The 21,985-nt window shown below is 32.4% G+C and carries 25 protein-coding genes and 2 tRNA genes; 16 read left to right on the plus strand and 11 right to left on the minus strand.

Annotated features, from left to right (window positions below):
* Window positions 1-22: 22 nt before the first annotated feature.
* Complete coding sequence (locus OH806_RS05075; protein ID WP_264742586.1) at window positions 23-901, minus strand: cupin-like domain-containing protein; 879 nt, start codon at window positions 899-901, stop codon at window positions 23-25.
* Between the two features lie 95 nt (window positions 902-996).
* Here OH806_RS05075 and OH806_RS05080 point away from each other — a divergent pair, with 95 nt between their 5' ends.
* The 10 genes from OH806_RS05080 to OH806_RS05125 all read left to right on the plus strand — a co-directional run bounded on the left by OH806_RS05080 (window position 997) and on the right by OH806_RS05125 (window position 9,560).
* Window positions 997-1,914 (plus strand): bestrophin family protein, encoded by a 918-nt coding sequence (locus OH806_RS05080; RefSeq protein ID WP_264742587.1) that lies wholly within the window; start codon window positions 997-999, stop codon window positions 1,912-1,914.
* Between the two features lie 148 nt (window positions 1,915-2,062).
* Window positions 2,063-2,593 carry an RNA methyltransferase gene (locus OH806_RS05085; RefSeq protein WP_264742588.1) on the plus strand — a complete coding sequence of 177 codons (531 nt, stop codon included), beginning with the start codon at window positions 2,063-2,065 and terminating at the stop codon, window positions 2,591-2,593.
* Between the two features lie 184 nt (window positions 2,594-2,777).
* The gene (locus OH806_RS05090) at window positions 2,778-3,428 is read left to right on the plus strand and encodes a CBS domain-containing protein (protein WP_264742589.1); all 651 of its coding nucleotides are present in this window, start codon (window positions 2,778-2,780) and stop codon (window positions 3,426-3,428) included.
* A gap of 5 nt (window positions 3,429-3,433) precedes the next feature.
* Entirely contained in the window at window positions 3,434-4,300 is an 867-nt protein-coding gene (locus OH806_RS05095) for an NAD kinase (RefSeq protein WP_264742590.1), read from the plus strand.
* Between the two features lie 73 nt (window positions 4,301-4,373).
* Window positions 4,374-5,444, plus strand: a complete 1,071-nt coding sequence (fbaA, locus tag OH806_RS05100) for a class II fructose-bisphosphate aldolase (RefSeq protein WP_264742591.1) — start codon at window positions 4,374-4,376, stop codon at window positions 5,442-5,444.
* Between the two features lie 88 nt (window positions 5,445-5,532).
* The gene (gene accD, locus OH806_RS05105) at window positions 5,533-6,387 is read left to right on the plus strand and encodes an acetyl-CoA carboxylase, carboxyltransferase subunit beta (protein WP_264742592.1); all 855 of its coding nucleotides are present in this window, start codon (window positions 5,533-5,535) and stop codon (window positions 6,385-6,387) included.
* Between the two features lie 53 nt (window positions 6,388-6,440).
* Window positions 6,441-6,950 (plus strand): DUF6973 domain-containing protein, encoded by a 510-nt coding sequence (locus tag OH806_RS05110; protein WP_264742593.1) that lies wholly within the window; start codon window positions 6,441-6,443, stop codon window positions 6,948-6,950.
* Between the two features lie 57 nt (window positions 6,951-7,007).
* Window positions 7,008-8,411: a nucleoside recognition domain-containing protein gene (locus OH806_RS05115; protein WP_264742594.1), complete on the plus strand. Its 1,404-nt coding sequence runs from the start codon at window positions 7,008-7,010 to the stop codon at window positions 8,409-8,411.
* Window positions 8,412-9,149, plus strand: coding sequence for an ATP-grasp domain-containing protein (locus OH806_RS05120; protein ID WP_264742595.1), 738 nt, complete (start codon window positions 8,412-8,414; stop codon window positions 9,147-9,149).
* 18 nt (window positions 9,150-9,167) lie between these two features.
* Window positions 9,168-9,560 (plus strand): hypothetical protein, encoded by a 393-nt coding sequence (locus tag OH806_RS05125; protein ID WP_264742596.1) that lies wholly within the window; start codon window positions 9,168-9,170, stop codon window positions 9,558-9,560.
* A gap of 15 nt (window positions 9,561-9,575) precedes the next feature.
* Here the strand turns inward: OH806_RS05125 and OH806_RS05130 are convergent, their stop codons facing one another.
* The 4 genes from OH806_RS05130 to OH806_RS05145 all read right to left on the minus strand — a co-directional run bounded on the left by OH806_RS05130 (window position 9,576) and on the right by OH806_RS05145 (window position 12,304).
* Window positions 9,576-10,466 carry a ferric siderophore ABC transporter substrate-binding protein gene (locus OH806_RS05130; protein WP_264742597.1) on the minus strand — a complete coding sequence of 297 codons (891 nt, stop codon included), beginning with the start codon at window positions 10,464-10,466 and terminating at the stop codon, window positions 9,576-9,578.
* Window positions 10,467-10,503: 37 nt separating this feature from the next.
* Window positions 10,504-10,899, minus strand: a complete 396-nt coding sequence (locus tag OH806_RS05135) for an ExbD/TolR family protein (RefSeq protein WP_264742598.1) — start codon at window positions 10,897-10,899, stop codon at window positions 10,504-10,506.
* Window positions 10,900-10,957: 58 nt separating this feature from the next.
* Window positions 10,958-11,662 (minus strand): MotA/TolQ/ExbB proton channel family protein, encoded by a 705-nt coding sequence (locus tag OH806_RS05140; protein ID WP_264742599.1) that lies wholly within the window; start codon window positions 11,660-11,662, stop codon window positions 10,958-10,960.
* A gap of 180 nt (window positions 11,663-11,842) precedes the next feature.
* Window positions 11,843-12,304, minus strand: coding sequence for a hypothetical protein (locus OH806_RS05145; protein WP_264742600.1), 462 nt, complete (start codon window positions 12,302-12,304; stop codon window positions 11,843-11,845).
* 173 nt (window positions 12,305-12,477) lie between these two features.
* Here OH806_RS05145 and OH806_RS05150 point away from each other — a divergent pair, with 173 nt between their 5' ends.
* Entirely contained in the window at window positions 12,478-14,274 is a 1,797-nt protein-coding gene (locus tag OH806_RS05150) for a DUF885 domain-containing protein (protein WP_264742601.1), read from the plus strand.
* A gap of 63 nt (window positions 14,275-14,337) precedes the next feature.
* A complete protein-coding gene (locus tag OH806_RS05155; protein WP_264742602.1) occupies window positions 14,338-14,916 on the plus strand; it encodes a hypothetical protein in 579 nt (192 codons plus the stop codon).
* Window positions 14,917-14,931: 15 nt separating this feature from the next.
* On the opposite strand, the gene OH806_RS05160 is transcribed toward OH806_RS05155, so the two are convergent.
* On the minus strand, window positions 14,932-15,552 hold the full coding sequence (locus tag OH806_RS05160) for an endonuclease III domain-containing protein (protein ID WP_264742603.1): 621 nt from the start codon (window positions 15,550-15,552) through the stop codon (window positions 14,932-14,934).
* Window positions 15,553-15,585: 33 nt separating this feature from the next.
* Here OH806_RS05160 and bcp point away from each other — a divergent pair, with 33 nt between their 5' ends.
* Window positions 15,586-16,035 (plus strand): thioredoxin-dependent thiol peroxidase, encoded by a 450-nt coding sequence (gene bcp / locus OH806_RS05165; protein ID WP_264742604.1) that lies wholly within the window; start codon window positions 15,586-15,588, stop codon window positions 16,033-16,035.
* Window positions 16,036-16,140: 105 nt separating this feature from the next.
* Here the strand turns inward: bcp and OH806_RS05170 are convergent, their stop codons facing one another.
* The 5 genes from OH806_RS05170 to OH806_RS05190 are packed head-to-tail and all read right to left on the minus strand — an operon-like array spanning window position 16,141 to window position 20,357.
* Window positions 16,141-16,674 (minus strand): GNAT family N-acetyltransferase, encoded by a 534-nt coding sequence (locus OH806_RS05170; RefSeq protein WP_264742605.1) that lies wholly within the window; start codon window positions 16,672-16,674, stop codon window positions 16,141-16,143.
* The gene (locus tag OH806_RS05175; protein ID WP_264742606.1) at window positions 16,643-17,296 is read right to left on the minus strand and encodes a hypothetical protein; all 654 of its coding nucleotides are present in this window, start codon (window positions 17,294-17,296) and stop codon (window positions 16,643-16,645) included. The genes OH806_RS05170 and OH806_RS05175 overlap by 32 nt, the downstream gene beginning before the upstream one ends.
* Before the next feature lie 40 nt (window positions 17,297-17,336).
* A complete protein-coding gene (locus tag OH806_RS05180; protein WP_264742607.1) occupies window positions 17,337-18,419 on the minus strand; it encodes a mannose-1-phosphate guanylyltransferase in 1,083 nt (360 codons plus the stop codon).
* A 2-nt stretch (window positions 18,420-18,421) separates the two neighbouring features.
* Window positions 18,422-19,012, minus strand: a complete 591-nt coding sequence (locus OH806_RS05185) for a SprT-like domain-containing protein (protein ID WP_264742608.1) — start codon at window positions 19,010-19,012, stop codon at window positions 18,422-18,424.
* A gap of 1 nt (window position 19,013) precedes the next feature.
* Complete coding sequence (locus tag OH806_RS05190) at window positions 19,014-20,357, minus strand: TolC family protein (RefSeq protein ID WP_264742609.1); 1,344 nt, start codon at window positions 20,355-20,357, stop codon at window positions 19,014-19,016.
* A 97-nt stretch (window positions 20,358-20,454) separates the two neighbouring features.
* On the opposite strand from OH806_RS05190, the gene OH806_RS05195 reads away from it, so the two are divergent.
* From OH806_RS05195 to OH806_RS05205, 3 genes are all read left to right on the plus strand, one after another.
* Window positions 20,455-21,699: a bifunctional folylpolyglutamate synthase/dihydrofolate synthase gene (locus tag OH806_RS05195; protein ID WP_264742610.1), complete on the plus strand. Its 1,245-nt coding sequence runs from the start codon at window positions 20,455-20,457 to the stop codon at window positions 21,697-21,699.
* Between the two features lie 43 nt (window positions 21,700-21,742).
* A tRNA-Val gene (locus OH806_RS05200) sits at window positions 21,743-21,817 on the plus strand.
* A gap of 33 nt (window positions 21,818-21,850) precedes the next feature.
* Window positions 21,851-21,925: transfer RNA gene (locus OH806_RS05205), tRNA-Val, on the plus strand.
* Window positions 21,926-21,985 lie beyond the last annotated feature (60 nt).

Here is a 21,985-nt window from a genome sequence, read left to right on the forward strand (position 1 = left end):
TTTTTAGAGTTTAATCTAAAAACTAGGAATTGTTTTGTAAATATTTCTTTAGTGCTTTATTGCTTTTCTCATAAGCCCATTTTTGTTTAAAATTCACCCATTTAGCCTTAAAAAATTTTCGCATGATTTTATCTGTATATCTCATGATAAAAACATGATATAGCATATTGGCAAAAACAGATGGCTTGTTAGGAAGCGCTCGAAGCGACAATGAAAAACCAGGCTCTAGGTATCTGTTAAAATGCCAAAAAGCTCCTGGAATAAAAAGTGCATCGCCGTGTTCCATGAAAATTTCAAAACCTTTGGCTTGTTTTAAAGCCGGAAATTTTTCATAATCCGGATTTTCAAAATCTAAATCATAAACTGTGTGAACGGATAACGGAACTTTATATAAAAAATCAGACTGCTTTTGGTCAAACAATAAAATCCTTTTTTTTCCTTCGAAATGAACATGTAAAAAATCCCCTAAATCTACATCATAATGCATAATAACGTGCGCATCACTTCCCCCGAAAAATAAAGTGGGAAGTCGCTTAAAAAATTTCATCCCCAAATCAGGATATGTAAAATTTTTCAACAATTCAGGCAATCTGTCTGTAATAATATAAAAGAAGATTCGTAGATCTGAAGGTTTACTTTTGATGGTATCAATATAATCCTTCATTTTCATGTGTGTAACGGGAGCATCTGTGCTTTTAGATGCGTCCGCCGGTTTATTGTCATATAACGGAACTTCCTGTTCTCCTGCTTTTTCTCGGATAAAATCAAAATTCCATTTATCAAAAGCATCCCAACGACTTGCAAAATTCTTTATCAGAAGAGGCTTTTGCTTCTTAAAATATTTTTTTTGAAAATCTTCTTTGCTTATATCATTTACAACATCTACTTTTTCGAGAATCATTTGACAATAAATTTAATACGAAATAAAAATAGTGTTTTTTTGAGTTTAAAAAAAATTCTGCCTCTAATTTATCCACTTCTATAAAGTTTATAAAAGTGAAAAAAATTATCTTTGTGATACTTACTACGTTTATGAGAGTTTATAATACCAAACATTTTCTGAAAATCCTTTTTAGTTTACATAAAAGTGATACTTTAAAAATTCTTTTCCCGAGCATGCTTCTTGTAGGATTATATTCTTGGGGAATAATGTACCTGGAAATCGAGTATCTTCATTTAACTTCAAAATCCGGGATAAGCAATGTAGGCATGATTCATTCCATGCTTGGCTTTGTACTTTCTTTATTATTGGTTTTCAGAACAAATACAGCTTACGACAGATGGTGGGAAGGAAGAAAACTCTGGGGGAAATTAGTAAATGACACAAGAAATTTTGCAGTAAAAGTTAAAACTATTCTTGGTGATGACAGGCAAAATGCAGAACAAATTGCAAGATATATAAAGTTCTTTCCACACTTTTTAGCTAAACATCTTTCTAAAGAATCAACAAGACTGGCTTTAGATGAAGATTATTCTGAAATTGAAAAATCATTGAAACATCATGGACCTAGTGAAATTATTGTTCTTTTGACCTACAAATTAAACCAATTAAAAAAAGAAGGAAAAATTTCGGACATAGAAATGATGTATTTAGACACTCAGCTTTCAGGCTTTTTAGAAGTTTGCGGAGGTTGTGAAAGAATTAAAAATACACCCATCCCCTATTCTTATTCATCTTTCATCAAAAAATTTATTATTCTGTATGTTTTCGCTTTGCCAATTGCATACGTTATCAACATCGGAACATTTATTATTCCTTTAACCATGTTTATTTATTATGTATTGATGAGTCTCGAATTAATCGCAGAAGAAATTGAAGACCCTTTCAACAATGACGAAAATGATATTCCTATGGAAACTTTATCTCAAAATATCGAAAGAAACGTTCATCAAATCATGGGCTTAAAAAAATAACTCAACTTTTAAGATTTTTCCATTCTAGATTTTACTCTTAATTATAAAAAGCAAAAATTATAATTTTGGTAAATTGCAGGATGAAAAATATGCTCTTCCTCAAAAATAGGAGAGACATAAAGAAAATTAACTACAACAAAATAAGACTTTGGTACATAAATTAAAACTGGAAGAACTCAACAGAATAGATGTAGAAACATTTAAAAAAGTTGAAAAAATTCCTTTGATAGTAATTCTGGATAATATAAGAAGTATGCATAATGTAGGTGCAACCTTCAGAACGGCAGATGCTTTTTTGGTTGAGAAAATCATTCTTTGCGGAATCACACCTCAGCCTCCACATCGTGAAATTCATAAAGCAGCGTTAGGAGCAACAGAAAGTGTTGATTGGAGCTATGAAAATGACATAAATACAGCAATTAATGATTTAAAATCTCAAGGTTACGAAGTTGTAGGAATAGAGCAAACCACCGACAGTAAAATGATCACAGATTTTACAATAGACAAATCTAAAAAATATGCTGTTATTTTAGGAAATGAAGTAGACGGAATAAGTGATGAAGCATTACAAAATATCGATTCTTTCATCGAAATTCCTCAGTTGGGAACAAAACACTCTTTAAACGTAAGTGTTTGCGGAGGAATTGTAATGTGGGAGTTTGCAAAAGCCTTAAAATAAAAAAACTGCATATGTCTTGTTGACAGTGCAGTTTGAAATAAATCTAATAAAAAGTAAAAATGAAAGGCGACAAAGGTACTTTTTTTTTCATTACAAACAAATTTTAAAATCATTTTTTTTTATAAAATCAAAAAAAAGTTTTGTTTTCAGAAAAAACATAGCTTAATTTTTATAAATTAGCACAATGTTTATCAAGGATTATATCTCGAAAGATTTCCCGTGTTTTCTTCTCTCTGACTCAATAGAATCAGCAAGAAATACATTAGATGATTTTGGATATTCTCATATTTTCATCAAAAAATCCAATCTTTTTTACGGAGCTATCGCAAAAGACTTTCTTTATGAAGAAGAAGGAACTTTAAAAAGTCTTGAACATCAAATAGAGCGTTTTGCAATTCTTGAGGATAATAATATCATGGATAGCATTCGTCTATTCTACACATTCAATTCTAATATAATTCCGGTCATTAATAAAAATGAAAAATATTTAGGATACATTAGCTGTGATGATGTTTTTCAGGATTTCTCAAAATATCCTTTATTTTCAGAATCGGGAGCAATACTCACAATAGAGACTCCTTCGAGAAAATATTCGATGACAGAGATTGCTAATATTGTTGAGAGTAATAACTCTAAGTTTTATGGTTCTTTCATTAGTTTTATGTCTGATGAAGTCGTTCATGTCACGATAAAAATAAGTAACGAAAACCTGAGTTCTATTGATGAAACTTTTGACCGATATGATTATAGAATCGTTGAAAAATATTATTCTGATGAAAAATCAGACTTGTTCAAAGACAGATTCGGATTTTTTCAAAAATTCATAGAAATTTAAAAAGAATGAAGGCAGCCATATATTCTCAGAAGAAAGATCTTGATACTTTTTTATATTTAAGCAAGTTTATTTCAGAGCTTGAAAACAGAGGTGTAAAGTCTGTTTTGTATGATGAAATGGCAGAAGCTCTTCAATTTTCAAAAATTTTCGAAACTTTTAATAACAAACAAGACCTTCTTGATAAAGAGGTTAGCCTTTTCTTTACGTTTGGAGGAGACGGTACCATTGTAACATCATTAACTTTCATTGAAGATCTGGAAATTCCTATCGTGGGTGTAAATACCGGAAGATTAGGATTTTTAGCAAGTTTTACAAAAGAAGAAGCCTTTAAAGAACTGGATTCTATATTAAAAGGAGATGTAAAAACAAGTCGTCGCTCAGTTATTCAAGTTGTTTCACCTGATTTAGACGGTGTTTTTCCCTATGCTTTAAACGATGTTACAATTTCAAGAAAAGAAACAACATCTATGATTACGGTAGATTCGTATATCAATGATGAATTTCTAAACGTTTTTTGGGGAGACGGAGTTATCGTTTCCACACCTACAGGCTCTACAGCCTATTCTTTGAGTTGTGGAGGTCCTATTATCTCTCCCAATAACGAAAATTTTGTCATTACCCCAATTGCTCCGCACAACCTTAATGTAAGACCTTTGGTTGTAAATGACCGTGTTAAAATCAAATTCAGAGTAGAAAGCAGAGTTCCTCAGTATTCTCTTTCGCTTGATTCACGATTGATACACATTGAAACAGATACAGAAATTGTAGTAAAGAAGGCAGATTTCCAGATACTTTTAGTACAACCAAATAATTTAAGTTTCTACGAAACCATCCGCCAGAAGCTCCTTTGGGGAAAAGACAAAAGAAACTAACAATATCTTAAAAATTATTACCTTTACAGGAATTTTAAAAACACAGTAATAAATTTATATTAAAAAGTAAAAAATGAGCAGAATTTTCCCGGCAGGAGTTGCCACAGGCCAATTAGTTACTGATATTTTTCAGCATGCTAAAGAAAACAAATATGCATTACCTGCAGTAAATGTAGTTGGTTCAAGTAACGTAAATGCTACGATAGAAACTGCAGCGAAATTAAACTCTCCTGTAATTATTCAATTTTCAAACGGTGGAGCAGCATTCAACGCAGGAAAAGGATTAAGTAATGATGGGCAAAAAGCAGCTATTTTAGGAGCCGTTGCTGGTGCAAAACACATCCACACACTTGCTGAAGCTTATGGAGCAACTGTAATCCTTCATACAGACCACTGTGCAAAAAAATTATTGCCTTGGATTGACGGATTAATGGATGCTAACGAAGAATTCTTCAAGCAGACAGGAAAATCCCTTTACTCATCTCATATGCTGGATCTTTCTGAAGAACCTTTGGAAGAAAACCTAGAAATTTCTGCTAAATATTTCGAAAGAATGGCAAAAATGCAGATGACTCTTGAAGTAGAAATCGGGGTAACCGGAGGGGAAGAAGACGGAGTTGATAATTCCGGAGTTGACAATTCTTTATTGTATACTCAACCTGAAGATGTAGCTTATACTTACGAAAAATTAAAGGCAATTTCTGATAACTTTACTATTGCTGCCGCTTTTGGTAATGTACATGGTGTTTACAAGCCAGGAAATGTAGTTCTTACTCCAAAAATTCTTGATAATTCTCAGAAATTTGTTCAGGAAAAATTCGGAACAGGAATTAAACCTATTAACTTCGTATTCCACGGAGGTTCTGGATCTACATTAGAAGAAATCAGAGAAGCTATCGATTACGGTGTGATTAAAATGAACATCGATACTGACCTTCAATTCGCTTATACAGAAGGAATCAGAGATTACATGTTAGATAAAATTGATTATTTAAGAACTCAAATCGGAAACCCTGAAGGAGAAGAAAAACCAAACAAAAAATTCTATGACCCAAGAGTTTGGGTAAGAAAAGGTGAAGAAACGTTCTCTACAAGATTGGTTCAGGCATTTGAAGATTTAAATAACATAAATACTTTAAAATAAGAACTTGTACATTTGTACTAATATTAAGGATTCGCATTGAAAACTTTAATATTAGTACATTTTACATTTATACATTAATACAGACAATATGGCATTCGAGTGGTTTAAAAGAAAAGCACAAAACATTACAACTTCTACTGATGAAAAAAAGGACGTTCCCAAAGGTCTTTGGCATCAGACTCCTTCAGGAAAAATAGTTGAGCATGAAGAGCTTAAAAGAAATAACTATGTTTCTCCGGAAGACGGATTTCATGTAAGAATAGGAAGTGCCGAGTTTTTCGACATCCTTTTTGACGAAGGTAAATTCACTGAATTAGACGCTAATGTTGAAAGTATAGATATTCTAAAATTCAAAGATACAAAGGCTTATACAGACCGTTTAAAAGAGGTAAAAGCAAAAACAAAACTTACTGATTCTATCAGAAATGCTGTTGGTACAGTAAACGGAACAAAAATGGTGGTTTCTTGTATGGATTTCGCTTTTATTGGAGGTTCTTTGGGTTCTGTAATGGGCGAAAAAATAAGAAGAGCTGTTGATTACTGTATCGCAAAAAAACTTCCTTATATGATTATTTGTCAATCAGGAGGTGCAAGAATGCAGGAAGCAACTTATTCTTTGATGCAATTGGCCAAAGTACAGGCAAAATTAGCCCAACTTTCTGAAGCTGGTCTTTTATACATCGCTTATCTTTGCGACCCTACATTTGGAGGTATTACTGCTTCTTTTGCAATGACTGCTGATATCATCATGGCAGAGCCAAAAGCCTTAATCGGTTTTGCAGGTCCTAGAGTTATCCGTGAAACTATCGGTAGAGATTTACCGGAAGGTTTCCAAACATCCGAATTCCTTCAGGAAAAAGGATTTGTTGATTTCATTGTAAAAAGAACTGAAATTAAAGAAACTGTATCTAAAACAGTAAATTTATTAGCCGCAAAAGCTTAAATTTGTAACCAATACAATACGGTCTCTCTCTAATTAGGGAGAGATTTTTATTTATGAGAACTTTTAAAATATTTTTTAATACGATTCGGAGCTTGAGCTTTAAAAAGATAATACGTCTTTTATCGCTTGTTTTACCACATCCTCTATTTTCTTTATTAAGTTTTCATGCAACGGTTCAGGCATTTACAATTGCTCAGAAAAAATATCCAAAAACAGCTTCTAATAACGGAATTGGTAATGCTTTCAGACATGCACTTTGGTGCGCCTTCATCATGATGTATTGCTGTAAAGTTTCATCTCCTGAAAAATCTTTGGTTTTTTGTAAAAAAATAACAGATTTGCACGAAGAATTATTTCCGAACGAACCTTTAGAAACAAAAATGGATCTACACAACAATAAAATTGGAATGGATTATTTCATGGAACTTTTACCCGGAATTCATCGTCAGTTTTTTGAAAAAAGCTTTTTTGTTGATGGTTTGGAGAAGAAAATGAAAGAAGTAAAAGTTCTAAAAAATCTGGATGATAATTTTGAAGGATTCTTAGTATATCTTCAGGAATAATTTTTCTCCAGTTTATTTTAATTTATTATCTTTTCTCAATATTTTTAATTTAATCAAATGGTTCTCAGCAGAATTTGGTCGGCTTTTATTATTATAGCAATTTCCATTGCAAGTATAAAATACATTTCATCAGACCATTACAAAACCATTTTCAATGATATGGTTGTTGGTAAAGGAGGTGATACGGTACAGATTGCAATACAGAAAATGAATTCTCTCTCACCTATCGTACAAGATAGTTTGATGAAAAAACCTGATTTTGCAGACAGTAGAATTCATTATAAAACAGATTCTCTGAAACAAGATGTAAAAGTTTACCGAGTTCAGGAAGCTGATGGAGTTATCGGTACCTCAGAAACTGCCGTAAAAATATGTCTTGGTTTAATTGGAATTATGACTCTTTTCATGGGATTCATGAGTATTGCTGAAAAAGCTGGTGGAATTAATCTACTAAGCCGATTGATTCAACCTTTTTTCTCAAAATTATTTCCGGACATCCCTAAAAACCACCCTGCTTTTGGACATATGTTGATGAATTTTAGCGCCAATCTTCTTGGTTTGGATAATGCGGCAACTCCTTTTGGATTAAAAGCAATGGAAAGTCTCCAAACTTTAAACCCCAATAAAGACACAGCGAGTAATTCTCAAATCATGTTCTTATGTCTTCATGCAGGAGGAATGACCTTAATTCCTGTCTCTATCATTGCTATCAGAGCATCGATGGGTTCAAAAACACCAACGGATATTTTTCTCCCGTGTATGATTGCAACTTTTGCAGCAACATTGGCCGCAATGATTATCGTTTCTTTATATCAAAAGATAAATTTGTTAAAACCCATTGTTCTTGTTTATGTTGGAGGTATTTCTGCAATTATTGGTTTATTGGTTGTTTATTTGGTACAATTGAGTAAAAACGAACTTGATGATTTTAGTAAAGTTCTAAGCAACGGTTTGATTCTCTTTATTTTCCTAGCCATAGTTTTAGGTGCGGTTTATAAAAAAATAAATATTTTTGATGCCTTTATTGAAGGAGCAAAAGATGGTTTTACAACCTGCGTTAAAATCATTCCTTATTTGGTTGGAATGCTGATTGCAATTTCTTTACTAAGAACTTCGGGAGTTTTTGATGTGATTATTGACGGAATGAAATGGGTTGCAAATATGGCTCATTTTGATTCAAGATTTGTGGATGGTCTTCCGACAGCTTTAATAAAACCTTTATCTGGTTCTGGAGCCAGAGGAATGATGGTGGATACGATGGCAACATTTGGAGCAGATAGTTTTCAGGGAAAATTGGCTGCAGTTCTTCAGGGAAGCTCAGATACCACATTTTACGTTATTGCCGTTTATTTTGGAGCTGTAGCTGTGAAAAACACAAGATACACGGTAATTGCCATGCTTTTGGCGGATTTAGTAGGTATTATTACTTCAATTGCGTTGGCATATTTATTTTTTGCGTAAATGAAGGCCTATATACAAACAAACAAAAGTGGAGAATTCTATAATGTAAACGCATTTGTAGCTTTTGAAGGTTTTAAAAATTTTGGTTACGAAATAGAAAAGTTTGTTGATGCACACGAAATCTCAGACAATAATCCTGAAAATATAGTTGTTGGAGGAATCGGAAACATCAGAAAAAGGCTACAGAATTTAAATATTCGTCGCCCAGATAAAGAAATTGACTATCCTGAAGAACTAAAGTCTTTTTTAAAAAGGAACATTTGGGAATCAACAATTAATCAAGTTTTTGCAGATAAATCTAGTTGGAACATTTTCATTAAACCTAAAACAGAAACAAAATTATTTGCTGGAAAAGTAATCCAAACTGAAATGGATTTTTTAGGAATTATTAATGAAGAAAAAGACATTGAGGTACTATGTTCCGAACTTATTGATTTTAAGACAGAATGGAGGTGTTTTATCAGATATAAAGAGATTCTAGACATAAGAAGATATAAAGGCGACTGGGATACGAAAATAGATTTAAAAACGATTGTATCAGCCATAAATTCATTCACATCTCAACCCAACTCGTATGCTTTGGATTTCGGAGTCAATGAGAAAGGAGAAACCATATTAGTGGAAGTTAATGACGGACATTCATTAGGAACTTATGGCCTATCATCCTCTAACTATGCAAAATTTCTCTCTGCAAGATGGAGTGAACTCACCCAAACTGAAGATTATTTAAATTTTTAATTAAACAACAAACAAAGTATGATTACCGATAAAGAATTCACATTACGACTAATACGTCAGCTATCTCAAGCATTAGAAAAACTGATTTTAGACAAACCAGAGGAAAGTTTGATGCAAAAAGAATTGGATTTCGATACTTTAATGCGAGATATTTTCAAAATGAATTTCACGGAAGTTTCTTCAAAGACTAAAGAAGAACTTATCGAAATCGTCAACGAAAGACAGGAAAGAGACCACAAAGATTATTATGAAATGCTTGGCAACCTTTTCTATTTTCATGGTAAAACAACAAACAATAATGAGTTTTTAGACAAAGCAAAAACTTTCTACGAATTATACCTTCAAACAAGTGGTATTTTTGCACTGCCAATTATCAATAGAATCTCAGAAATAAAAAAAGCACTTGATTAAAGTGCTTTTATATTTTTAAAAAGTAATTTTATACGTTCCTGTTGAAGAAGTGTTAGCTTTTTCGGCTTTTACATATTTTTTAACCCAGGAAATAGCATTCGAACTGATACAAGGGTCTGATGTTCCACTGGATCTTCTTGCTGAAACTACATTCCCCGCTTTATCAACTGTATATGCAATTGTAATTGTTCCGCTTGCTGTACAATTATTTGCGGGTTGCGAGCCTCCTCTACCCATCGTTCCTGGTATAAATCCGACTAACTTTCTGTCAATACCTACTTTACTGTCTCCATTTCCATCACCTCCTAAAGGATCTCCTGCATTCCCAATTCCAGTTCCATCTCCTTGGCTTCCTGCTTTCGTTCCTCTTCCTTTAATTAGATTACCGATTGCAGCATTTCCTTTCCCGTCACCACTTCCTGTTTTAGAATTTGCCGTTGTTGCTCCAGATTTTTTAGTGTTTTTTGAAGAACTTGAAGCTACAGTTTCTTTTATATCAGACTTTTTTGACTCCTCTTTCTTAGGAGCACTAACTTTAGAATTATTTCCTGTTACAACTTTATCTTTGGGTTCTGATTTTTTAATTACAGGTTCTGGCTTGGGTTCTGGCTTAATAATAGTTTTAGTTTCAGGAACAGGTGTTTCTATAGGTTCTGATGTTACCTCTTCCGTTACAGAAGCTAGACTCCCCTCCTGTTCTGCTGGTTCTTCAACTCCATCTCCATTTCTATTATCTCCAAAATTCACCAACATGGTTGTAATAACTTCCGGCTCCTGTTGTAGATCCGGTTTTAATTTATATAAAAAAACGAATAACAAAATAGCAGACCAAATAAGGATAGAAAGCAGTGCGCTCTTTATCCTGTCTCTATTTTGCTCATCTTTATTTACAATCTGGCTTCTCATCTTAAAATGATCTTTGCCGGATTTTCCGGACGTACTATTAATCTTTAACCGTTGCAATGGCGATATTAAATTTATATTTTTCAGCAATTTCCATCACAAAAACAACATCTTTATGCATCGTGTTTTCATCAGCTCTTATCGTAAAAGATTTGTTTGTCTGATTTTTCAACTTATTTACAATTGTAGACTCAAGCTGAGCTCTTGTAACAGGATTATCATCTACAAAATACGAACCATCAGGCTTTACACTTACCACCAATGGGTTAGGAATATTATCAGCCACCGTATCCGCTTTGGGTAATTTCACATCGATTGCACTCTGATTGGCAGCCGAAGAAGTTACCATAAAGAATATCAGCATCAGTAAGATAACGTCTGTCATCGCAGCTAAACTGAATTCCGGATTCGCTTTATTTCTTCTTTGAATTTTCATCTGTTTACTCTTATTTTTCTAATTATCAGACGGAACCTTACGGTTTCATAAGAAAGATTTATAAAGGTTTATTGATAAGGTCTAAAAATTCTCCGGACATATTCTGCGCTTTCAATACAAACTTGTCTATTCTCGTTAAAAGTATATTATAGAAAAAGTTTGCAGGAATAGCAACTGCCAAACCAACCGCTGTTTGTCCCAAAGCTGTGTAAATACCTTCAGACAACGTTTTTGGAGAAAAAGAACCCGTTGCCTGGGACAAATTAAAGAATGCAATAATCATCCCGATTACCGTACCTAAAAGACCTAACATCGGGGCAATACTTGGTACAACAGCCAAAAGATTCAGGTTCTTTTCCATATTGGCAACCTCAACCTGAGCCTGAGATTCCATCGCACTTACAATGTCAGAAACAGGGCGTCCCAATCTTGAAATTCCTTTTTCTAAAATTCTACCTTCAGGAGAATTTTGTCTCTTACAATAGTCTGCTGCAGATTCTATTTTTCCTTCTTTGATAAAATCTTCAATGTTATCCATAAAATTAGCATCCGTCTTTGATGTTAATCTTTTAATAAAGAAAAAGCGTTCAAAAAATAGATATACAGAAAATACTCCCAAAGCCAATACAGTTACCATAACTATCTTAGCGAAAGCTCCTCCATGAAACATTATTTTCCAAAATGAAAATTCTAAATCGTCTGCAGCAATTGCAGGTGTAGCGATTTGGGCAAATAAAATCTGAGTAAGTTCAGTTAACAGCATTACTGTGAATATTTTATAAAGGTTTAAACGACAAAAATAATGGAATATTATTAATTAAGCTCTTAAAAATTGCTTAAAAACCACTTAAAAAAGTGTTATTTCCAATAAGCAGCAAATTTCTTTCCAAAACCAGTTTGAAAAGAAATTTGATATAAAAAAAATAATAAGGTTTAAGATTATTTAATCTTCATCTACCTCAATATCGTCTTGCTTAAATTCGCATTTTAGTTTAAAAGGAATGGGATTGTCAGATCCTGTATAGAAATCATCAATCGTTCCCTTCCATATTACCTGAAGCTCTCCTTCTTCGTTCTTTTCAAAAAGAAGCTCATTATCATAGATATAAGCCTCTTCATCATCAAACAAATCAACTTCTGTATAGGTATCCTCATCAGAATCACTGATGTTGATTGTTTTTCCTTCTAATTCCGAAGAATCAATAGGGAAATCGAAGATTTCAAGTGAAAGTTGAGGAAAATTGTATTGTAGTGAATCATCATCCACATGATCCAAACTGTCATCCGTAATAATCTCAACCTCTAAAAAATGTTGCTGGTTGCTGTAAACTGCTTTACAATAAGTATTTCTAATATTGTACTTTAGCGTTTCATCCGGATGGTAAATTTTTAAAATCCCTTTCATTTTTTCTTAAAAAAGAGCTGTAATAATATGATTGTTAAACGTTTTCAGCAAAGATAAAAAATTGATTGAATGTGAAAAATTTTTTGAAAAGTATTTTTAAAAAATCAACTTCAATTAATGATTCTGCTTATTCTAAATTATACTTATTTTTGTTTTCATAAAGATTCTGAAAAATGAAAAACATTTTATCAAAAAGCATTTTAGGTTTAGGTTTAATAATAGGTCTTGCTTCTTGCAAAAAATCTGATTCTCCTCTAACCAAAGTAACACCTACCAATCTGGATTCTATTGCATCAAATTATTATGAACAATACCTCAAACTGTACCCTTTGGAAGCAACTTCCCAAGGTGACACAAGATATAATGACCAATTACCCATTAACATTGATAAAGACTTCATTTCAAGTGAAATAGCATTCTACAATTCGGTTCAGAAACAACTGAATAATGTTGATTATAAAAGTCTTTCTGATGAAGATAAAGTAGTATATGATGTCTTAGATTTTACATTGAAAGATAAAGTTGAGGCTTACGCATATCATCCAGAATATATTCCTTTTACACAATTTGGTGGTCTTCCTTTAACTTTCCCTTTATACGGAAGCGGAGAAGGAAGTCAGCCTTTTAAAACAGAAAAAGATTACAGTGACTGGCTGAAAAGAATGGAAAAATTTCCGGAATGGATGGATGCCGCACAGGAAAATTTCCGAGAAGGAATTAATAACAAGTTTGTATTACCTAAAAAATTGGTTATCAAAATGATTCCTCAAATGAGAGCTGAAGAAATCACTTCAAAAGATTTAGATAAAAACATTTTTTACGGACCTATTAAAAACTTTCCTAAAAACTTAGCTCAGGCTCAAAAAGACAAATTTTCTGCACTTTACAGAGATGCTATTTTCAAAAAAATTATTCCCGCCTATCTTAAAATGGGTGAGTTTTTAGAAAAAGAATATCTTCCAAAATCCAGAGAAACGGATGGTTACAATAGTCTGCCTAACGGAAAAGAAATCTACCAATTTTATGCAAAAAGCTGGACAACTACTAATATTTCAACAGATGAAATCAATAAAACAGGGCTTCAGCAAGTTGCTATGCTTCGTTCTGAGATGGAAAAAGTAAAGCAACAGGTTGGTTTTACAGGAACATTAGAAGAATTCATCAATCATGTAAAAACAGATGAAAAAGCAATGCCTTATAAAACTTCAAAAGAGGTTCTAGATGCTTTCAATGGAATTTTGACAAAAATTACTCCTAAACTGAAAACCATGTTCAGTGTAACACCAAAGACCAAATTTGAAATCAGACAAACTGAAAAATTCAGAGAAGCCAGTGCAAGTGCAGAATATATTCAGGGAACACCCGACGGAAAAAGACCCGGAATTTTCTATATGCCACTTCCTGACCCATCAAAATTCAATGTTACTTCAGGTATGGAGTCTCTTTTCTTACACGAAGCAATCCCTGGTCATCATTATCAGATTTCTCTTCAACAAGAAAACACAAAACTTCCTAAATTCATGAGATTTGGATGGTTAGGAGCTTACGGTGAAGGATGGGCACATTATTGTGAAACATTAGGTCCAGAATTCGGCTTATATACAGACCCTTACCAAAAAATGGGGTATCTAAGCGACCAAATGTTAAGAGCAGTAAGATTGGTTGTAGATACGGGAATACATTCAGGAAAAATGACCAGAGAAGAAGCCATCAAATATTTTTTAAGTAATATTTCTTACGATGAAGCAAGTGCAACAGCGGAAATAGAAAGATATATGGCAATGCCGGGACAAGCTTTAGGGTATAAAATAGGTTCTTTGAGAATCCGTGATTTGAGAGAAAAATACCAAAAAGAACTTGGGAACAAATTCAATTTAGCAAGTTTTCATGATGAAGTTCTAAGTCAAGGATGTCTTCCTTTGGATGTTTTAAACAGAAAAATGGAACTTTGGGCAAAGAAACAGAAGTAAAATATTGAAGTCACAAATTAGTTTTTGTGGCTTTTTTATTTAGCTTTACACTTAAATAATATTATGAAAAAACTGCTCTATATCAACATCGTTATTGTTCTTATATTGTGTTTTATAAGTTGTCAATCACAAAAAGAGAAGGAAATATTTGAAAAAATAACTATTGATGATAGGTTGGTTTATAATGACACCTTTAAACTCCTTTCAAAATATCCTGAACTAAAGTTATTCAACAATGAAAAAATAGAGAGCCCAACAAGAACTGCATTTATCATTCAGGAATCAGGTTATTTTGATGGATTATTCAAAACAAAAAAACTTCATTTTGAAGATTATAAATGTAAAGCTACTTACAAAGATGATACGATTGAGATTAGCCTAAACAATAACAATGGTTATTTCGGAAATGGTGTTTTTGTTAAAATTTTTAATGAAAAATTTATAATCAAGGATATTAATCCAAAAACATTAAAAGGTGAAACTAAGTTCATTAATTCAAAGCCCATTTACCAAAAACTTGTTCTGAATAAAAGTAGTTTTCAGAAAAATGATAGCATTTATGGGTTTATCAATTATAAATCTAATATAGACTCAACAGTAATAAAAATATTTAGAGGTTATTTTAAAACTATAATTAAATAGAAAACGATATTCTATCTACTTCTCAAACAACATTTTTGTAATAAAATCTTTCTCTCCTTTTCCTCTTGCAGGAGAATATTCTCTTCCGTAGAAAATTATCTGAAGGTGAAGTTTGTTCCAATGTTCTTCTTTCCATAGTTTTTTTGCATCATTTTCTGTCTCAACTACGTTTTTTCCGGAAGTAAGTTTCCATTGAGTCATTAAACGATGAATATGAGTATCTACAGGAAAAGCAGGAAACCCAAAACCTTGACTCATCACAACAGAAGCTGTTTTATGCCCAACTCCAGGCAAAGCCTCCAATTCTTCATAAGTTTGTGGTACTATTCCATTATGTCTTTCCAAAAGAAGTTCTGCCATTCTTTTGAGATTCTTTGCTTTTGTATTGGAAAGCCCTATTTCTTTAATCAACTCTTTAATTTCAGCAACCTCCAATTTTGCCATTTTTTCAGGCGTTCCGGCTACTTTGAAAAGATTAGGGGTAACTTCATTTACTTTTTTATCTGTAGTTTGAGCAGAAAGCGCAACCGCAACCATTAATGTGTAAGGGTCTGTATGATTCAGCGGAATAGGAACTTCAGGATATAATTTTTCTAATTCTATTTGAACAAGGTCTGCTCTTTGCTTTTTTGTCATTTAACCACTAAATTTGAACAAAATTAAATCATTATGTTGAAAGTTGGAGACAAATTACCACAATTTGAAGGAATAAATCAAGATGGAGAAGCGGTAAACTCTGAAAATTTAATCGGAAAAAAATTAATTATTTTCTTTTATCCTCAGGCAAGTACTCCTACATGCACCGTTGAAGCATGTAATTTGAGAGATAATTATTCAGAGCTTGAAAAAGCTGGATTTCAACTCCTTGGAATAAGCGGAGATTCTGTAAAAAAACAAAAAAATTTCCATAGCAAACACGCCTTTCCTTATGACTTAATTGCAGATGAAAGCCACGATATTTTAGAAAAATTCGGTGTTTGGCAAGAAAAGAAAACCTTTGGAAAAACCTACATGGGAATTGTAAGAACCACTTTCATTTTCGATGAAAAAGGAATCTGTACAAGAGTTATTGAAAAAGTAACTTCAAAAACAGCTGCAGAGCAAATTTTGGAAGGATAGGTTTGGATTTCTTAATTGTAATTCTGAATGAAACGAAGTGAAATGAAGAATCTATAAATCGTAAACTTAGATCTTCCTTCGTCAGAATGGCAAATAAATACAGAATTATTCTGTTTCGTAATACATTAGTTCTTCATTGTCATCAAGAAGAGTAACAAATTTCTGAAACTTCAGACCTAGCTTTTCAATAAGTTTCTGGGAAGAAAAATTATCTCTTGTTGTAATTGCCGAAATCTTTTTTAGACCAAAATCATCCATTCCGATAGATTTTACCTTCAAAGAAGCCTCATAAGCATATCCTTTTCCTTCAAATTCTTCTAAAAGAGAAAATCCTATATCTACCACATCCAACCCTTCTCTTTCAAATATTCCTACACCTCCTATTTTATGATTTCCTTCTTTTGTAATCATTAAATAATTTCCAAAACCTAATTTATCAAACTGAGGAAGAAACCTGTTTTTAATATAGTTTTCGGCATCAGAAACCGTTTTAATATTTCTATCCCCAATATATTTAATAAACTTTGGAGAGTTATAAAGTTCAAAAATAAATTCTTTATCATCCAAAGACATCGGACGAAGAATAAGTCGTTCTGTTTCGTAGAATTTATCTACGTTTTGTAGGTTTTTTAGGCTCATCTTTAGGTTCTTCTTTTTTCTCTATTTTTAACAGCCTTGGATTATTGGTGCACTTCTTATTATAAAGCTCAATATATGTCCCGTTATCCTTGATATCGGTAATAGTTCCCGATTTTTTATTTACCGTTAAAGTAAAATGTTTTTTTTGGTAAGGACATTCTTTTGACGTAAGTTTACCTAAATCCAGATAATAATTCGATGTATCTTCATAATAATTTGCGGCAACATCTTTGAACTCTTCATCAATAAGATAACCATCAATTGTTGCAGCAATAGAAGCTTCTTCCACATTATCTATTTTCCCTATAAAGCTTTTCAGGGCATCAAAATCAGTTACATAATTAATCTTTCCAGCAGAAGAATAAACAATATAATAAAAACTGTCTTCGTCAGGAAATAAATTGAACCCTGAAGATTGAGAGACATAGTCTTTTTTAGTACCTGAAGTTCTTACTTCTTTATCTTTTCCGTACTCATTATGGACCAATATCCAAAAATCTATTCTGTCATTTGGAATAATTCCATTAAGAACTGAAGGAATATTAGTAAATTTTTTCTTTGTTTGAGAAAAAGCTGAAATACCTAATATCAATAAGATAAACAACGTGAATTTGGATGCCATTTTTATCATAAGAAGTCTTTGGCAGAAACTATGCCACTTTTTATATGAATTTATCTCCTTTTTTAAAACTCTTCAAATCTAAAACATAATCTTTAATAAGCTGATCATGATCTCTTGGACAAATCAATAATGCTTTATCTGTATCTACTATGATATAATTTTCAAGTCCATCAATAATTACTGCTTTGCTATTATTTTTCAAGCGAATAATATTTCCTTTAGAATTATACGTGAGAAGATGCTTCAATTTAGCAGCGTTTCCATTTTCATCCTTTTCCGTATTTTCATAAACAGAAGTCCATGTTCCAAGATCACTCCATCCCAAATCTGCAGGGATTACATAAACATTTTTTGCTTTTTCTAAAATCCCGTTATCAATAGAAATTTTCTGAACTTTAGGATAAATAAGTTCAATACAGCTTTTTTCACTTTCGGCATTGTATTCACAAGCTGTGAAATGCTGTGTCATTTCCGGAAGATAGGTTTCAAATGCATGATGAATACTCTTTACATTCCAAATAAAAATTCCTGCATTCCATAAAAAATCACCACTTTCAAGAAAGCTTTTAGCTATTTCTAAAATAGGCTTCTCTGTGAATGTTTTCACCTTGTAGTAATCAGAATTGTGCTTATCAACAAATTGAATATATCCATAGCCTGTATCTGGCCTTGTTGGGGTAATCCCTAAGGTAACCAAATAATCATGTTTTGAGGCAAGTTCGAAGGCTAATTCTATTTTCTCTAAAAAAATATCTTCCTTTAGAATCAAATGATCTGCAGGTAAGGCAACCATTGTAGCATTAGGATCTATTTCTGCTATTTTATTTGCCATATAAAGATTACATGCTGCTGTATTTTTCATTAAAGGCTCTCCTACAATATTCTCTTGGGGAATTTCTGGAAGTTGCTGATGAGAAAGCTCTATATACTCTTTATTTGTAATTACAAATATGTTTTCTTTGGGAATAAGCTTACTAATTCTATCATAAGTCTGTTGGATCATAGTACGCCCAACTCCTAAAATATCTTGAAACTGTTTTGGAAATTTTTGTGTACTCATAGGCCAGAATCTACTTCCGATTCCTCCCGCCATTATCACACAGTATTTATCTGACTTTGACATTATTAAGTATATTTTTCAACCCTAGCTAAAGGTTTGAAAGAATACTTTCTTCCTGTAGCCAAGTTGAGACAAAGATAGTTTTTTTTAATCAGACCTTCTAATAAATACTTTTCGTTACGATAGAGAAAAAAATCACCTTTTTTTAATTCTTCAACAAAAACTTGGTTATCATCTTGTTTTCCAATATGAAAGTATTTTACCAAATCCGGACTTGCCATAAAATTTGCTTTTGGAGACTTTGAAAATTTTATTAATAAGGGTTTTAAATCTTCTTCATAAACATCAATACTTTGTAAAAGCATTTGCCTAAAAGTATGCTTCCATTCATTTCCATGAGGAGAAATTCTTCTCCCATATTTTTCAAAGGCAAGTAAATGTGCCAATTCGTGAGTCAAAACAAAGAAAAAAAGCTGCGGTTGAAGTGTAGAGTTTATTGTTATCTCGTGAGAGCTGTCTGGAAGCTTTCTGTAATCTCCTAGTTTTGAGTTTCTATTTCTAGTTATCTTAATATGAATATAGTAATCTGAAAACCAAATTTTTAAGTATTGAAGTGTATTCTGAGGTAAATATTTTTCTAATGATTGAATTGACATTTTACAAACTTAACGGAATTCCTGCATAGAAATTCAATAATTTAAGACTGAAAAGATAATTATATTTAGCTTGAGCTACAGATCCCTGTGCATTAGCATAATTATTTCTTGCCACATTCACATCATATATTGTTGATCTTCCTGCTGCGTAACTCTTTTCAGCAAAATCCAGGGCAAGTTTGGTACTTTTTTCTGTTTCTACAGCTGATAGATATATTTCATAATTTGCATCTACATCAAACTGTGCTTTTTGAACATTCTGCCTAACAGCTTGTTTTTGTTGCTCCAATGAGTTTTTCGCAACACTTTCATTAATTTTTGACTGCTCTACCTGCAATTTTGTAATTCCTTTATTAAAAATAGGAATATTTACAGATAGTGCTGCCTGTTGACCAAAATTATCTTTATATTGTTGGAAAAAATTTGCTTCATTAATTGCCATACCATTAGAGTAGCCTGTAATATTAGTATTTAGAAGGTTATTATAAAAACTTCCTACACCAACACTTGCAGTCACTGTAGGCCAAAAAGCAGTTTTATCGATTGCAATTTGAGCTTCTGCCGATTTTATTCTGCTTTCAGCTGCTTTTATTTGAGGTTGATTACTATAAGCAGTTGTTAAAACCTCATCAACAGATTTTAATTCCGAAGCCAATTGATCTGAAACAGCAACATCTTCCACATCAAAATCTTTATATTCCTGAAGTTGAAGCAATTGAGCCAATGCAAATAAACTTCTTCCTACATTAATTTCAGCCGTTTTCTGGTTTTGTTTTTCTCTTGCTAAAGCCGATTCTGCCTCCGCTAAAACAGTTTGAGCGGTTGTTCCAACATCTGTTGTAATTTTTGCTCTGTCACGTTGTTTTTTAGCATTTTCTACTGCAGATACAGAAATTTTTACAATTTCTTTATTTAATAAAGTTGTTAAGTATTGTTGTGCAATCTGAAGTGAAATATCATTTTTGATGGTTTCAATATCAAATTGACTCGCCTCAACATCAAACTCAGCTTTTCTAATTGTTTTATCTAACCTTCCATTATTATACACTAGAACATCAGCTCCGATGTTTGCACTATTACTAAATCTATCATTCCTCAAACTTCCTGTCCCAAAAGAGGTCTGCCCAAAACTTACTGTATTTCCGACACTTGCACTTACTGATGGTAATGCATTTTTCTTAGCAATTTTTAGACTATTATCCTGAATTTGTTTTGAGTATTCGTTTTGGATCACCTGGAGGTTATGTTTTACAGCATAATCCACACACTCTCTCAAAGACCACTTTTTCTGAGCATTCATACCCAAACAAGTTAATCCAAAAACAATAATCCAAACTTTTTTCATATTAAGCTTTTTCCAAATTAGACGAATCAAATATAAAAAAGTTACAGTTTCTAAAAATTAATATTTTTTTTTAAAAAACTTTTGTGAATTTTGCAACATGACAAACGAACAATACCAAGAAGCTGTAGACTGGCTTTTCGTACAGGCTCCTAACTATCAAATCGATGGTCAAAAAGCCTACAAACCTGGTTTGAATAATATCATTAAACTTTGTGAATTTTTTGGTAATCCTCAGGAAAAAATAAAATGCATTCATATTGGTGGTACAAATGGTAAAGGCTCAACAAGCAATATGCTCGCTTCGGTACTGCAAGAATCTGGCTATAAAGTGGGATTATATAATTCACCTCATCTTATTGATTTTACGGAACGTATAAAAGTAAATGGGGAAAATTGTGATAAAGAGTTTGTCTATAGTTTTATTCAAAAACTTAAAAATCTTCCAAAAAATATTCTTCCTTCATTTTTCGAGTTTACAACAATTATGGCGTTTGAATATTTCTTCCAACAAAATGCAGATGTAGCAATTATTGAAGTTGGTTTAGGAGGAAGATTAGACTCAACGAATATTATTAATCCTTTAGTTTCGGCTATTACCAATGTTCAGCTTGACCATCAAAATATTCTTGGAAACACAATTGAAGAAATCACTAAAGAAAAGGCAGGAATTATTAAAAATAATACCCCTATCATTTCTGGAGATGAAAATGATTCGGTAAAAAACATTATTAAAACTGAGGCTGTAAAAGAAAACGCTACTTTCATTGATGCTACAAAAATTGAAACAGAGTTAAAATCTGATTTAAAGGGAAATTATCAGGAAAAAAATATAAAGGTTGTTTTAGCTTTAGTTGAAGAGTTAAGAAAATTAAACTTTAATATTTCTGATAAAAACTTAGAAGAAGGTCTTTTACAGGTGTATAAAAACACTAATTTTATCGGACGCTGGTTTGAGTTTTCAAAAAATCCTTTGACAATTTGTGACACAGGACATAATCAGGCTGGTTTAGAGTATGTTTTTTCACAACTAAACTCAATTGATAAGCATAAGCACATCATTTTAGGCTTTGTAAATGATAAAAAAATAGATGACGTAATGAAATTATTACCTGAAAACTCTCACTTTTATTTTGCAAAGCCCTCCATTCATAGAGGAAGACACCCTAAAGATTATGAAGATTTACTAATACAAACAAAAATTTCTTATAAAATATTCGACTCTGTACAAGAAGCGTATCTTTCTGCTAAAGAACACTGTACAAATCAAGAAATGATTTTTATTGGTGGAAGTAACTTTGTAGTGGGAGAATTTTTAGAAAAAAATTTGGAGATTTCTAAATAAGTCGTATATTTGCACCACTCTAATCGAGGAAACAAGATAAAGAGGGTTCTTAGCTCAGTTGGTTCAGAGCATCTGGTTTACACCCAGAGGGTCGGGGGTTCGAATCCCTCAGGACCCACAGAAAAGGAAACGAAACCTTTCAAAAAAATTCGGGTTCTTAGCTCAGTTGGTTCAGAGCATCTGGTTTACACCCAGAGGGTCAGGGGTTCGAATCCCTTAGGACCCACAAAATCTCTCAAGAAATTGGGAGATTTTTTATTTTTATAATGTTCAAAGTTTTCATTTT

This window comes from Chryseobacterium oryctis (assembly GCF_025971925.1).
Lineage (GTDB): Bacteria > Bacteroidota > Bacteroidia > Flavobacteriales > Weeksellaceae > Chryseobacterium > Chryseobacterium oryctis.